This window comes from Spirillospora sp. NPDC049652, from assembly GCF_040675125.1.
In the GTDB taxonomy this organism is placed as follows: domain Bacteria; phylum Actinomycetota; class Actinomycetes; order Streptosporangiales; family Streptosporangiaceae; genus Spirillospora.
On record NZ_JBFAOF010000097.1, the window covers coordinates 1 to 13,980 of the forward strand.

The window sequence follows — 13,980 nt, forward strand, 5'->3', positions numbered from 1 at the left end:
TACTGCCCAGCGGGGACGCGGAGCGCGAGGTGAGCCTGTAGCTGCAGGCGCTGGTCGCGCGCGGACTGGCCGAGTTGGTGGAGGCCGGCGCGGCGCCCGGTGGCGTCGCTCCGCGTGAGGGCCTGGAGCGGGTCTCCACGGTGTTCGCGCAGTTCGAGTCGTTCGCGGAGTCGGTGCGGGATTTCTACGCCTACCTGGGACAGGTGATCTTCCGGTACGACCTGGACGGCGGGGAATTCGCCGGATTCAAGGAACTGCTGCTCGACTACGCCGAGACCATCACCGATGATGTCGCCCGTTTCGCGCCGCAGATCCAGGAAAGTTTGACCTGGCTACGACCGCGGTTGCCCCTGCTGCTGGCGCGGCTCGACGAGGCCGACCACGGCCTGGCGGGGCTGGCGGAGGCCGGCGGGGTCCAGGTGCAGCGCAGCCGGGGCCGGGAGCTCTCCGACTGGGACGGGCTACAGGCCTGGTTCTTCGACCTCTCCGGCGAGGGCAGCCAGGTCGACCAGCTCCGGGACGCGACGTTGCGGGCGCTGCAAGCGCTGTTGGCCAACGCCAAGCGCATGATCCGCTCGTCCACCGGCGGGATGTCCCGGCACGGGGACCTGCTACGGCTCGCGCGGTGGTTCGACCAGGCCGACGATCAGACGGCGCACGATCTGTTCGTCGCCGCGTTCGGGCTCTACAGCGCCCGTCATCTCGGGTTCGTGAACGCCCCGGACGGCGATGTGCCCGCGACGACGAGTTGGTGGGACGCCGCTCCGGTCGCGGTGCCGGTGACGCTGCGCGAGCGCGGCGACCGAGCGGCGCGCGGCCGGACGGCCGCTCCCGAGGACTACTCGGTCCAGCGTGATCGGCTGCGCCGCGAGGCCGAGGAGCAGGCCCGAAGACAGCGGGCGGCGGCCGCGGAGCTGCGCGCCGCCGGACCCGATCCGTCCGGGGTCCGACTGTCGGAGTCGGCGCTGCGGCTGCTGCTCGACCTGCTGGCCAGGGCGCTCGGCGGTGCCACGCCGCGGTTCACCGAGACGGTGGTCGAGGACGACGACCTCGGACTTCGCCTCCGGCTCGTCCGGAATCCGGGGCGTGAGGTACCACTGCGCAGCGCGGCCGGCGAGCTCGTACTGGACGGCCTGCAGATGGAGGTCACCGGGCTCGCGGCACCGGACGAGCGGCAGGAGGAGACCGGATGAGCGACCTCACGGCCGAGCTGCCCGCCGAACGACGTGCGGCGGCCAGGCTGTTGCTGCGCTGTCCCCTTGTGACGGCCGAGTCGCATCCGGAGGAGTTTCCGCTCATCAGAAGACACGCCGACGATCTCGCCAAACAGTTCGGGCAGATTCTCGGCTACCGGCTGGTCGTGGAGTCCGGGTTCGCCCGACTGCACAAGGCCGGTCTGGGCGCCAAGGCCGGGCGTGAGCTCCGCCGCGCCTCGGATGCGCCGTTCACACCACGCACCTACGCCTATCTCGCACTCACGCTGGCGGTACTGGTGACCTCCCCGGAGCAGTTGCTGCTGTCCGAGATCGTCGCGCGGGTACGGGCCGCGGCGGCCGAGGTGGCGATCGAACTCGACGAACCCAACCGGATCACCGAGCGGCGGGCGCTGGTTGCGGCACTCCACCGGCTGACGGCCTGGCATGTGCTTTCGGAGGTCGACGGGGCGGTGGAAAGCTATGTCGGCGACGCCGAGGCCGAGGCGTTGCTGACGGTGGACCGTGAGATCGCGCGACGGCTGGTCAGCGGGCCGATCGGACGGGTGTCGTCGGCCGCCGGGCTCATCGCGCTCGCGGCCGTCCCCGAGCAGACCGGTCCCCGGCACGCGGTGCGGCGGAGGCTGGTGGAGACACCGGTGGTCTACGTGGCGGACCTGTCCGAGGACGAGCGGGACTGGCTGCGCCGCAACCAGCGCCGCGAGCAGCGGATCTTCGAGGAGTTCCTCGGCCTGGACGCCGAGATCCGGGCCGAAGGGGTCGCGCTGGTCGATCCGGAGGACGAGCTGAGCGACCTGGAGTTCCCCGGGACGGGCACCGTGCCGTGGGCGGCATTGCTGCTGGTGGAACGGCTTTCGGAGGGCTGGCGCAGGCCGGAGCGCGAACAGCTCGCCTTGGACGCAGAGGACGCTTCGCCACGGGAGGTGAGGACGACGCAGGAGATCGACACGCTGTTGGGCGAACTCGTCGCGAAGCATCGGAAGGCATGGGCCACGCGGTTCACGGCGGCTCCCGAGACACTGCGGGACGCCGTACTCGACCTGCTCGTCCGGATGTGTCTCCTCGAACAGGCCGAGGACGGATGGCGGCTGCTCCCCGCCGCCGGACGCTACGTCCCCGAGGTGCGCTACCGATGACCCGTGCAAGCGAGGGTGGCCCGACTCCCCTGACCCGCGACCCGCACCGGTTCCGGCTATCCCGAGCCGGAATCCATCAGGTGTGGCAGTACGACGAGGTTTTTCGCTTCGGCGGCGGACGGTTGCTGCTCCGGGGGAAGAACGGGGCGGGCAAGTCCAAGGCCCTGGAAATGCTGCTGCCCTTCCTCCTGGACGGCGACCAGCGGCGCCTGGACGCCACCGGCGGCGGCAAGACGACGCTGAAGTGGCTGATGCTCGACGGCTGGTCAGGTGGCACCAACCGGCTGGGTTACCTTTGGGTGGAGTTCGTCCGTGACACTGAGAACGGCCGTAGCGAGCGGCTGACATTGGGTGTGGGAATACGTGCGTCCACCTCTACCGGGGACGCCCGGCCCACGTTCTTCGTCACGCCCCGTACGGTCGGTAAGGGTGACGGCGACCTTCCGCTCCATGACCCGGAGCACCGTCCGTCCCTTGCCGAGCTCCGCGAACTGGTCGGTTCCGACTGCTGCTTCGAACGTGCCGCCGACTACCGGGCACGGGTCGCCCGCGAGCTGTTCGGGATTTCCGACCAGTCCCGGTACCGCAACCTTGTACATCTGCTCTACGGCCTGCGGCGGCCAACGATCGGGGACCGGATCGAGTCCGGTGGCCTGGTGAAGGTGCTCGGGGACGCGCTCCCGCCTCTGGACGACGACGTCCTGGACAATGTCGCCCGCAATCTCGACGACCTGGACACCGTCCGCGCGGAGTTGGCCCGGCTGGAACGGACCGACTCGGCGCTCACCACGTTCCTGACGTCCTACAAGGGATATCTGCGTGGGGTGTTGCGGGAGCGCGTCGGACAGGTGACGACCGATCTGGACGAGCTGAGGGCGTGCCGAAAGCAGGCCGGGAACGCCGTGCGTGATCTGGTCGCGGCTCGGGCGGAAGAGGATCAGAAGAAGGCAGCGGTCGAAGCCGTCGAGGACGAGTGTGCGGAGGCCGACGCGGATCTGAATGCCCTTCGGGACAGCGCCGCCTACGGTGCCCTTCAGGAATTGCGGGACAGGCGGGAGACGGTCAAGGCGAAGCGCGAGACCGCGCAGGCGACGTGGGCTGCGGCCGACTTCGCTCGCACTGCCGAGAGTGCTGCCGCCGCCCACCTGTCGGGCGAGGTCGAGCAGCTCGGTAGGGAACTGGGCGACCTGCGCACTTCGCTCGTGAATGCGCGGAGCCTGAGCCGTTCTTGCGGCGTTGACGACGCGCTCCTGGCTGACGCTCCGTCCGCTCGTGCCGAGCAGATCGCCGCCGCGTCCGAGGAGACGCTCACCGATCCCGACGGTGACGAGCGCGTGGTGGAGCGGCCATCGGTTGCGGTTCTGGGCGAGCGGATCGGTGCGGAACTCACCGCCTGGGGTGAACGGCTCGGCGAGGCGGGTCGCGTGGTGAAGGCGCGGCGGCGGGCCGCGAAGGCGTTGCGTGAGCAGGTGGCCAAGGTGGCCGCGGCCGAGGAAACGGCGCGTGCCCTCGGGCAGGCCACCGAGACGGCGGAGAAACAGCTGGACGACTCAGGCGGGCGTGAGCGGGACCGCGGTACCGAACTGGTCGCCGCATCGGAGGAGTACGCCGGTGAAGTCCGTGAGTGGGCCGCCCGGTTCCCCGACCACGATCCCTTGGGGCAGGCCGTGGGCGACAGACTCACCTCGCTGGTGGCGACCGGTGAAGTGGAAGGACCGCCCGCCGAGCTGGCCCTGGGGCGGGACGTCCCGGAGGCGGTGGCCCACGCCGCCGAGGAGATCGCGGAACCGTGGTCGAGGGTATGGGAGGCGGAACGCGACGACGCGCTCACCGAGGAACGCGAGCTGTCGTCGGAGTTGGCGCGTAAACGCGCCGAGCACGAGCAGCTTGAGCGCAATCCCGAACCGGAACCCGACCGCAGCCGGTTTTCCACTGCGGCACGCATTCCGGACACCGGAGCTCCGCTGTATCGGCTGTTGGACTTCTCCCCTGGTTTGGACGACACGGAACGGGCCGGGCTGGAAGCGGCGTTGGAGGCGTCCGGTCTGCTGGACGCGTGGGTCAGCGCGGACGGAAAGGTCCTGGCGGCGGACGAGCGCGATGTGCTGCTGGTTCCAGATTCTTCACCCGTTCCCGCCAGGTCGCTTGGCGAGGTCCTGCGTCCTGTTCCGGGACATGGGGTGAGTGAGCGTACGGTGGGCCGCGTCCTGGCGTCGATCGGGCTTGAGGAGACCCCGGAGGCGCAGTCGTGGATCTCCACCGACGGACGTTGGCGGCTGGGCGTGGCCCGTGGCGCCTATGGCAAGGACGAGGCCGAGTTCGTCGGTGCCGGGGTGCGAGCGCAGACCCGGCGACGAAGACTGGCCGAGTTGGCCGAGGCGATCGACGCGCTTGGCGACGCCTTGAAAACCGTCCGAGAACGGCGCAAGACCATCGAACGGCGGCGTGAGGAGCTTCGCCGGGCACTACGGGAGGCTCCGCGCTCCGGCCCGCTCACGTCCGCGTGGACGGCGTACGAATTGGCTGTCGCGGAGACCTCCCGGCTCAGCGCCGAGCTGTCCCGGGCTCGCAAGAACGCAGAGCAAGCACGAGCGAACGCGGTCCGGCTGCGGACCCGAGCCGAGGCGAGCGCCACAGCCGACGGCCTGCCCGTCGATCCGGAGGAGCTGAACCTGTTCGACCGCGAACTGACTCGGCTTCATTCGACGCTCGATGTCCTGGTGCAGAACGCCGGGAACCTGGGGCATCGCCTCAGTGCGCATACCGGCAGGCTTGCGGCATGGCAGGAAGCGCGGCAGAAGAGGCGCAGCTCCGAGGGCAAGTACGCTTCCGCCCGGACCGCGATGCTGACCGCGCAACGTGAACTGGAACAACTGGAGCAGTCCGTCGGGGCGTCCGAGCAGGACCTCATCGACCGCGAGCGCGAGGCGCGGAATCGTCGCGACAGCGCAGTCGCCGCGCTCCCGCACTGCCGGGACCAGTATGAGCAGGCACGTGACACCCGAGTCCAAGCCGAAGCCAGGAGCGAGGAGAAGACCACCGCTCTGGAGGTGCAGGAAAGACGCACGGTGGAGGGTAGTGACAGACTTCGTGGGCCGCTGGGGATGCCCGGCCTGCCATTGGCCGCCGAACTGGGTGACGTGAGCGCCGCGCTGGAGGCCTACGACTCCGTCCACGACGCTCCGGCCCGGACGCGTATCAAGGCGCTGCGCGCCCTAGCCGACGACATCGCCGGACGGCTCGGCCCGGCATCGGCCGACATCGGCGGTTCGGCGATCCTCAAACGTTCGGACGAGCTCCGCGACGGTCTGGCCGGAGGCTACGACGCCGGGATCGAGGAGATCGACGGCATCAAGCGGTTCTGGCTGCACGACGACAGCGGCGCGCACGACGTCGCCGCGGTCGGCGGCCGCATCCGCACGGCGGCCGAGCAGGCCCGGCTGCGGTTGTCGTCGCGCGAGCAGGAGGTGTTCGAGCGCTACCTGCTCGGTGAGCTCGGCGACCACCTGTCCCAGCAGGTGTTCGCGGCGCACCGGCTGGTCGACGCCATGAACAAGACACTGGACGACGTGCGCTCCTCGCACGGAATCGGGGCCAGGCTGGTCTGGGAGCTGCCGGAGAACGCTCACGCCGACGTGCGGTCGGCCGTCGAGCTGCTCCGCAGCCCGGCCGCCCTGCGCAGCCGCGACCAGTCGACGCGACTGCGTGAGGCGTTGCGCCGTCGCATCGAGGACGCTCGGCTGGCCGACCCGTCCGCCGGGTACGCGACGCATCTGCGCACGGCGCTGGACTATCGCACGTGGTTCGCCTTCCGGGTGAAGGTGACAGACGCGGCGCGGCCGGATCGGGTACGGGTGCTGAGCCATCGGACCGCGCTGAGTCAGGGCGAGCAGCGGGTGGTGTCGTACCTGGTGCTGTTCGCGACGGCGGCCGCGCACTTCTCCTCACTGGCGGGCTCGGCTCGGCACGCGCCCCGGTTGATCCTGCTGGACGACGCGTTCGCCAAGGTGGACGAGCCCACGCACGGTCGTCTGCTCGGCTTGCTGGTGGACCTGGACCTGGATTTCGTCATCACCAGCGAGCGGTTGTGGGGCTGCTTCCCCACGGTGCCGAACCTGGAGATCTACGAGTGTCTCCGCGACCCGCGCGTACGCGGTGTGGCGACCGTCCATTACACCTGGAACGGCAGCCGAAAGAGGCTGGTGAGCGTGTGAGGTCCGAGACCCGCGCCTGGCTCGACCGTCCCGAACTCGCGCGACTGTGGGATCGGCTGCGCGACCGGCTGGAACGCAACGGTCTGCGGGCGCAGGGACGGTTGCGCCTGGAGGCGGTCACGGCCGCCGAGAGCGAAGCCGTTTCTCTGCTGCTGGGGCGGCCCTGCACGGGCTCGGTGGTCTCGTTCGAGCTGGCCGACCTGGATGATCGGCTCCGTTCGGGGGCCGCCGAGACCGGCTTGGTGGACGTCGTCGCGGAATTGCGCGGTGAGTTGACGGACCGTCGGGCGCGCAATCATGAGCGACGCTCGGTATCGGCCCGGCTCTGGTCCGCCGCTGACGAGGCACTGCGCGCGCATGGCGTCGACGGCACCGGGTGGGCGAACGCTTGGCTGGAGGAGATCCGGCGCGGGGGCGCACTGGCCCGGGTTCGGCCCGAGCAGGCCGAAACACTCTTGCTGCAGGCGGTCAACGTCCTCGCCGAGCTGGACGTCCCGGCACGCCTCGGACTCGACGCCGGCCCGGCGACCGGCCCGTCCACGCGTGTACTGCGGGTGGGGCGGGGAGAGCTTGCCGCGCGGGTGACGGGTAGCGCCCACGGCCTGGACGACGACACGCTGCTGTCGCGTCTCGTCCTGCGCGGGCTGGCCAGGGTTCATGACGCGCCGTTCCCGCCTGACGCCCCGTCCCGCCGGGAGCTGTGGGAGAAGGCCGGGGTGGCGACCGACCGGGTGTCCGGGACCGTCCTGACCTTTGGGCTGACGCCACTCGGCGACGACCTGGACGCGCGATGGCTGCGGGAGCGTTCGGCCGCGGGGGCTGAAACTCATCTCACGCTGCGCGACCTGCACCGCATGTCATGGCGGTTGCCCCCGGAGACCGAGGTGTTCGTGTGCGAGAACCCCCGCGTGGTGGAGGCCGCGGCTGATCGCGGGGCGGGTCGGCCCGTGGTGTGTCTCTCCGGCAATCCGTCCAGCACCGGCCTCGCACTGCTCGATGCCCTGATCGGTGCCAGAGCGCTCCTGTGCTACCGAGGCGACTTCGACTGGCCGGGGCTCGCGATTGCGAACCGGGTCATTTCCAGATACGGCGCGCGGCCTTGGCGGATGGGAGCCGCTGACTACGAGGCCCATGTCGCAATCGCCCGGAAGCGCGGGACTCCGCTGCCGCCGCTCGCGGGTGAGCCGGTTGAGGCCTCGTGGGATGTCGAATTGACACCCGCGATGTTGGCTTTGGGGGTCGCGGTGCATGAGGAGACGGTGTTGGAGCTGCTGGTGGGAGATCTCCGGGCTAACGACTAGGGGCAGCGTCGATGACGGTGTCCAAGACGGTGCGGGAAGACTCCAGAGCTTCTATGGCGGCGGTGATGCGGGCTCGTTCACGGCGGAGGTCGGCCAGAAGGTCGGGGCAGGTTGGGGCCAGGCGGTCGGGTTCGCCTTCCAGGCAGGGGAGGACGGTGGCGATGGTGGCGGTGGTGAGGCCGGCGGCCAGGAGGGTGCGGATGCGGCGGACGGCCTCGACGTCCTGGTCGGTGTACTCCCGGTAGCCGCTGGGCAGCCGGGTCGGGTGCAGGAGGCCCTGCTCCTCGTAGTAGCGGAGGAGGCGTTCGGAGACCTCGGTGCGGCGGGACAGTTCGCCGATGCGCATGGGACGCTCCCTTGACTCTCACATCGATGTCAGATTTTAGCGTGCTGCCATGAGCAAGATCTTCGTGTTGCTCGCGGCGTTGGGCGCGAGCGTTTTCGTGGTGGGGACGTCGGAGTACCTGGTGGCGGGGCTGCTGCCTCAGGTGGCCTCTGACCTGGGAGTCTCGGTGGCGGCGGCCGGGCAGGCGGTGACGGCGTACGCGCTGGGCGTGGTGCTGGGCGGGCCGTTGCTGACGGCGGCGACGGTGCGGGTGCCGCGGCGGACGCTGGCGGTGGGGCTGCTGGTGCTGTTCGCGGTGGGGAACGCGCTGTGCGCGGTCGCGCCTTCCTATGGGGTGCTGCTTCTGGGACGGGTGGTGGCGTCGTTGAGTCACGCGGCGTTCCTGACGCTGGCGCTGATGCTGACCACCAAGATCGTGCGGCCGGAGCGGGTCGGGACGGCGATCGCCGGGGTGGCGGCCGGCTTCTCGGTGGCGACGCTGCTGGGGGTTCCGGTCGGGGTCCTGCTCGGTGACAGCGCCGGGTGGCGGACGCCGTTCGCGGTGCTCGCGGGCTTGGCGCTGGTCATGGCGGTCACGTTGGGCGTCCTGCTGCCGGGCGGCGAGAGCAACGTCACACGGGTGCGGGACGAGGTCCGGACGGTGGTGTCGCGGCCGGTTCTGCTGGTGGTGGCCACCACGGCCGTGGGGATGGCCGCGGTGTCGACCGTGTTCACCTATCTCGCGCCGTCGCTGCGGGACGTCGCCGGGTTCGGGGCCGCGGCCGTTTCCGGGCTGCTGGTGGTGTACGGGGTGGGCAGTCTGGCGGGCGGGCTGACCGCCGGGCGGTTCGCCGACAGGTCGCTGGAGCTGACCGTGCGCGGGACGTTCGGTGGGCTGGCCATCGCCCTTGTGGTGGTGGCGCTCGCGCTGCCGTGGAAGGTAGGGGCGGTGGCGGCGGTGCTGGTGTTCGGCCTGCTGGCCTCGTCCACGACGCCCACGCTGCAAACCCTGCTGCTCAAGCATGCCGGGAGCGCGCCCACGCTGGCGGTCTCGGTCAACATCGCGGCGTTCAACATCGGGATCGCCCTGGGCTCGGTGGTCGGAGGGCTCGTCGTCTCCGAGGCCGGGACGCGGTGGACGGGGCTCGCGGGCGCGGCGCTCAGCGTCGCGGGGTTGGGTTTGTCCTATCTCGCACTCCCCCGGCCCGCGATTCGGCACCAGGATGTGGGGCATCGGAGTGCCGAAGTCGGGGTTTCGCGGTAACACGCGTCCAATACGGGAGAATTGACTACATGGAGTTCGGTGTCCTGGGACCGGTCGAGGCGCGGCTCGGCGGAGAGACCGTGGCCGTGGGCGGGCCTCGTGTGCGCGCGCTGCTGGCCATGCTGGCGCTTTCGGCCGGACGGGTGGTGACGACCGAGCACCTGATCGACGGCCTGTACGGGCAGGACGCGCCGTCCGGGGCGATGAACGCGCTGCAGTCGCAGGTGTCGCGGCTGCGGCGCGGCCTCGGGGACGCGTCGCTGGTCGAAGGCCATCCGGCGGGATACCGGCTGAACGTCGCCGACGCGGACGTGGACGCGTTGCGGTTCACCGAGCTGGCCGGGAACGGGCGGCGCGCGCTCAGCGGCGGGGAGGCCGCCTGGGCGGTCGAGCTGCTGGAGGAGGCGCTCGGCCTGTGGCGGGGGTCCGCGCTGGCGGACGTCCGTGTGGCGCCCTTCGCCGAGGGGCAGGCGGCGCGTCTGGAGGAGACGCGTGTCACGGCCGTCGAGGATCTGGGTGAGGCGCAGATCTCGGCCGGTATGCCCGGCGCGGCGATCGAGCGGCTGCGGCAGGTCGTGGAGGCGTATCCGCTTCGCGAGCGCGCGCGAGGGCTCCTCATGCGCGCGCTGTACGGGACGGGGCGGCAGGCCGAGGCGCTGGAGGAGTACGAGAGCGCGCGGCAGGTGCTGTCCGAGGAGCTGGGGGCCGACCCGTCCGGGGAACTGGCCGACCTGCATGTGGCGATTCTCCGTGGTGATCTGGAGAAGCCCGCGGCTCCGGGCACGGAGCGGGCCGAGCCGGTGGTGGCCGAGGAGACGGCGGCGGTCCGGGCGATCCCTGCGCAGTTGACCAGCTTCGTCGGGCGGGAGGACGAGCTGCGCCGCATCGGCGAGATGCTGGCGCACGGGCGGCTGGTGACGCTGCTCGGGCCCGGTGGGGCGGGCAAGACCCGGCTCGCGGTCGAGGCCGCGCGGCGTCAGGAGGGCGAGGTCTGCTTCGTCGAGCTGGCGACCGCCGGCACGTCGAAGGAGGTGGCTCCGGCGGTGGTCGTGGCGCTCGGGATGCGCCGCGACGACCAGGTCTCCGATCCCGTGGAGCGCCTGGTGGCGGGGCTCGCGGGACGGCGCGTCCTGCTGGTGCTGGACAACTGCGAGCAGGTCGTGGAGGAGGCGGCGCGGCTGGCGCACCAGCTGCTGACGTCCTGCCCGGAACTGCGCGTGCTGACGACCAGCCGTGAAGCGCTCGGGGTGACCGGTGAGCTGCTGTGTCCCATTCCCCCGCTGCCGCTGCCCCCGGACGACGCGGGCGCGCACGAGGCGGCGGACTTCCCGGCGGTGCGGCTGTTCGCCGAACGCGCGGAAGCGGTCCGTCCCGGTTTCGTGGTGGACGAGGGGAACGCGGCGGACGTCCGCCGGATCTGTGCCGCGCTGGACGGGATGCCGCTGGCGATCGAGCTGGCGGCGGCGCGGCTGCGGTCGCTTCCGGTCGCGGAGGTCGCGGCGCGGCTGGACGACCGGTTCCGGCTGCTCTCGCGCGGGAGCCGGGCCGCCGAGCCGCGGCACCAGACGCTGCGCGCCGTCGTCGGCTGGAGCTGGGACCTGCTGGACGAGGACGAGCGGGCCCTCGCGCGGCGGCTGTCGGTGTTCTCCGGCGGCTGGACGCGGGAGACGGCGCGGGCGGTCTGCGCCGTCCCGGACGCGGAGGAACTGCTCGAAGGGCTGGCGGACAAGTCGTTCGTCCGGACGCCCGACGGCGTCCGGTTCCACATGCTGGAGACGATCCGGGCGTTCTGCGCCGAGCGGCTCGACGAGGCCGGGGAGACGTCCGACCTGCGCGCCGCGCACGTCCGCTACTTCCTGGAGCTGGCCGAACGCGCCGATCCCGAGCTGCGCGGGAGCCGTCAGCTGGAGTGGCTGGCCCGGCTGACCGACGAGCACGCCAACCTGCACGCGGCCCTGCGCCGGGCGGTGCGGGACGATCAGCGCGGCGCGATGCGGCTGGTCGCGGCGCTGTCGTGGTACTGGTGGCTGCGCGGCCGGGTGGACGCCGCGCCCCTCGTCGAGGAGCTGCTCGGCCGGATCGGCTCGGACGTCCCGTCCGACCTGGAGGAGGAGTACGTCCTGTGCGCCGCGAACGCGCTGACGGCGGGGGCGTCCGGGGCGAGCGCGGCGGCGTGGATGGCACGCGCGAACACGCTGGTGGAGGCCATCCGGCGGCCGCTGCGGCGGCCCTCGCTGATGGTGCTGTGGGCGCTGACGGCGGGTCCTGATCCCGACTCCCTGCCCGCGTACGCCGACTGGATCGGCGAGGACCCGTGGACGCAGGCGCTGATCAAGATGAGCGACGGGTACATGCTGCAGTTCCGCGGACGGCTGGCCGAGGCGGAGGCCTCCTGCGCGGCGGCCGTCGAGGGCTTCCGCGCGCTCGGCGACCGCTGGGGCGTCGCGAACTCCCTGGATCCGCAGGCCTACATCGCCGACCGGCTCGGCGACCGCGAGCGGGCGCTGCGCCTGCTGGACGAGGCGCTGACCCTGACGCGCGACCTCGGCGCCCTGGAGGACACCTCCGACCTGCTGGCCCGGCGGGGCGAGGTGCACCTGCGCCACGGCGACCTCGCGGCGGCCAGCGCGGACCTCGAGAGCGCGCGGGAGCTGAGCCTGCGCGCCGGGACCCCGGACAAGACCGCGGCCGCCTACCACGGTCTCGGCCAGGTGGCCCGGTTGAACGGTGACATGGACGAGGCGCGGCGGCTGTTCGAGACCGCCCTCACCGGGTTCGTGTCCGAGCGCTTCCTCGCCGTCGCCACCCGGGCCGCCGCGAAGGTCGGGCTGGGGTGGATCGCCGAAAGCGACGGTGACTTCGCGCGCGCACGGGAACTGCACCGCGAGGCGCTGTCCCTGTCGTTCGACCATCCGATCTTCATGCACCGCGCGGGAGCGGCGCTCGGGCTGGCGGGCGTCGCCCTCGGCCAAGGCGATCCCGAACGGGCGGCGGTGCTGATCGGGGCGTCCACGTCGCTGGCCGGTGCGGTGCCCGCCGACGACCCCGACCTGCGCCGTATCGAAGCCGGCGTCCGCGCGGCCATCGGGGACGAGGCGTTCGACAAGCTCTACCAGCGGGGCGCCGCGCTGTCCCCCGACGACGCCAAGGCCGAGGCGCTGTCGAGCTGAGGTCTCCGCCGCCCCCGGCGTCGCCGCGCACAACGGCGCACCGGGGGCGGTGCGCGGTTGGTGCGGGGATGGTGAGCGCCGGGGCGGAGAGTCCGGGCCATGGAAATCACCACGGCTCGCAAATGGAGCACCTTCGCGGTCTGCGCGGTCATCGCGCTCGTGCCGAACATCGATCTGACGGCGCTGAACCAGGCCGTGCCGAAGCTGTCGGCGGACCTGCACCCGTCGGCCACGCAGATCCTCTGGATCGCCGACGCGTACGGGTTCGCGCTGGCGGGACTGCTCGTCACGATGGGTGTGCTCGGTGACCGGCTCGGGCACAAGCGGGTGCTCATGGGCGGGGTCGCGGTGTTCGCCGCCGCGTCCGCCGCGACCGCCTACGCGCCGTCCGCGGAGTGGCTGATCGCGGCGCGGGCGGTGCTGGGCGTGGCCGGGGCGACGCTGATGCCGTCCGGTCTGTCGCTGGTGCGGCGCGTGTTCGTCCAGCCGAAGGAGCGGACGATGGCGGTCGGCCTGTTCATGGGCGTCGGCGGCCTGGCGGTCGGGCTCGGGCCGGTGGTCGGCGGGGCGCTGCTGAACCACTTTTGGTGGGGCTCGGTCTTCCTGATCAACGTGCCGGTGATGCTGCTGGCGCTGGTCGCGGGCCTGCTGGTGCTGCCGGAATCGCGGAACCCCAGCCCCGGACGGCTGGACGTGCCGAGCGTTCCGCTGTCGGTCGCCGGCGTCCTCGGACCGGTGTACGCGATCAAGGAGACGGCCGCGCACGGGATCGCGCACGTCCGGATCGGCGTGGCCGCGGCGGTCGGGCTGGTGGCCCTGGTGTGGTTCGTCCGGCGGCAGCTGACGGCCGCGCACCCGCTGATCGACATGCGGCTGTTCCGCCGCGCGGCGTTCACCGGGGCGATCGTGACGAACCTGTTCGCGATGTTCGCGCTGGTCGCGCAGTCCCTGATCTTCTCGATCCTCTTCCAGATGGTCTACGACTGGTCGCCGCTGCGGTCCGGGCTGGCCGGGCTGCCCGGCGCGGCCGCCGCGATGGTCGGCGGCGCGGCGGTCGCCCCGCCGCTGATCAACGCGGCCGGACGGGCCCGGACCGTGGCCGTCGGGCTGGCCATCGCGGCCGCCGCCTACGCCTCCTTCACGCTGGTCGACGGCGGGACGGCGTACTGGACGCTGGTGCTGCCGATGGCGATGTCCGGGCTGGGGATGGGCATGGCACTGACGGTCACCGGCGACACCGTGCTCGCCTCCGTGCCGAGGGAGCGGTCGGGCGCCGCGTCCGCGATCTCCGAGACGGCGACCGAGCTGGGCGGGGCGCTCGGGATGGCGATCCTGGGCAGTGTCCTGACCGCGGTG

The 13,980-nt window shown here is 71.8% G+C and carries 8 protein-coding genes; 7 read left to right on the forward strand and 1 reads right to left on the reverse strand.

The annotated features are described in order from the left end of the window. Positions 1–65: 65 nt before the first annotated feature. Genes AB0J52_RS09685 through AB0J52_RS09700 form a run of 4 tightly spaced genes read left to right on the forward strand, consistent with a single transcriptional unit; the run spans position 66 to position 7,865 of the window. Complete coding sequence (locus AB0J52_RS09685; RefSeq protein WP_500181160.1) at positions 66–1,193, forward strand: DUF2397 domain-containing protein; 1,128 nt, start codon at positions 66–68, stop codon at positions 1,191–1,193. Next, on the forward strand, positions 1,190–2,350 hold the full coding sequence (locus AB0J52_RS09690) for a TIGR02678 family protein (protein WP_500181153.1): 1,161 nt from the start codon (positions 1,190–1,192) through the stop codon (positions 2,348–2,350). The genes AB0J52_RS09685 and AB0J52_RS09690 overlap by 4 nt, the downstream gene beginning before the upstream one ends. Continuing rightward, positions 2,347–6,564, forward strand: coding sequence for a TIGR02680 family protein (locus tag AB0J52_RS09695; RefSeq protein ID WP_500181154.1), 4,218 nt, complete (start codon positions 2,347–2,349; stop codon positions 6,562–6,564). The genes AB0J52_RS09690 and AB0J52_RS09695 overlap by 4 nt, the downstream gene beginning before the upstream one ends. Next, complete coding sequence (locus AB0J52_RS09700) at positions 6,561–7,865, forward strand: TIGR02679 family protein (protein ID WP_500181155.1); 1,305 nt, start codon at positions 6,561–6,563, stop codon at positions 7,863–7,865. The genes AB0J52_RS09695 and AB0J52_RS09700 overlap by 4 nt, the downstream gene beginning before the upstream one ends. Here the strand turns inward: AB0J52_RS09700 and AB0J52_RS09705 are convergent. After that, positions 7,855–8,211, reverse strand: a complete 357-nt coding sequence (locus AB0J52_RS09705) for a MerR family transcriptional regulator (protein ID WP_500181156.1) — start codon at positions 8,209–8,211, stop codon at positions 7,855–7,857. The genes AB0J52_RS09700 and AB0J52_RS09705 overlap by 11 nt on opposite strands. Positions 8,212–8,260: 49 nt before the next feature. Here AB0J52_RS09705 and AB0J52_RS09710 point away from each other — a divergent pair, with 49 nt between their 5' ends. The 3 genes from AB0J52_RS09710 to AB0J52_RS09720 form a co-directional block, all read left to right on the forward strand. Beyond that, positions 8,261–9,454, forward strand: a complete 1,194-nt coding sequence (locus AB0J52_RS09710) for an MFS transporter (protein WP_500181157.1) — start codon at positions 8,261–8,263, stop codon at positions 9,452–9,454. Between the two features lie 29 nt (positions 9,455–9,483). Next, positions 9,484–12,624, forward strand: coding sequence for an AfsR/SARP family transcriptional regulator (locus AB0J52_RS09715; RefSeq protein WP_500181158.1), 3,141 nt, complete (start codon positions 9,484–9,486; stop codon positions 12,622–12,624). Positions 12,625–12,723: 99 nt separating this feature from the next. Then, a partial coding sequence (locus AB0J52_RS09720) for an MFS transporter (protein ID WP_500181159.1) occupies positions 12,724–13,980 on the forward strand: 1,257 nt, incomplete at its 3' end.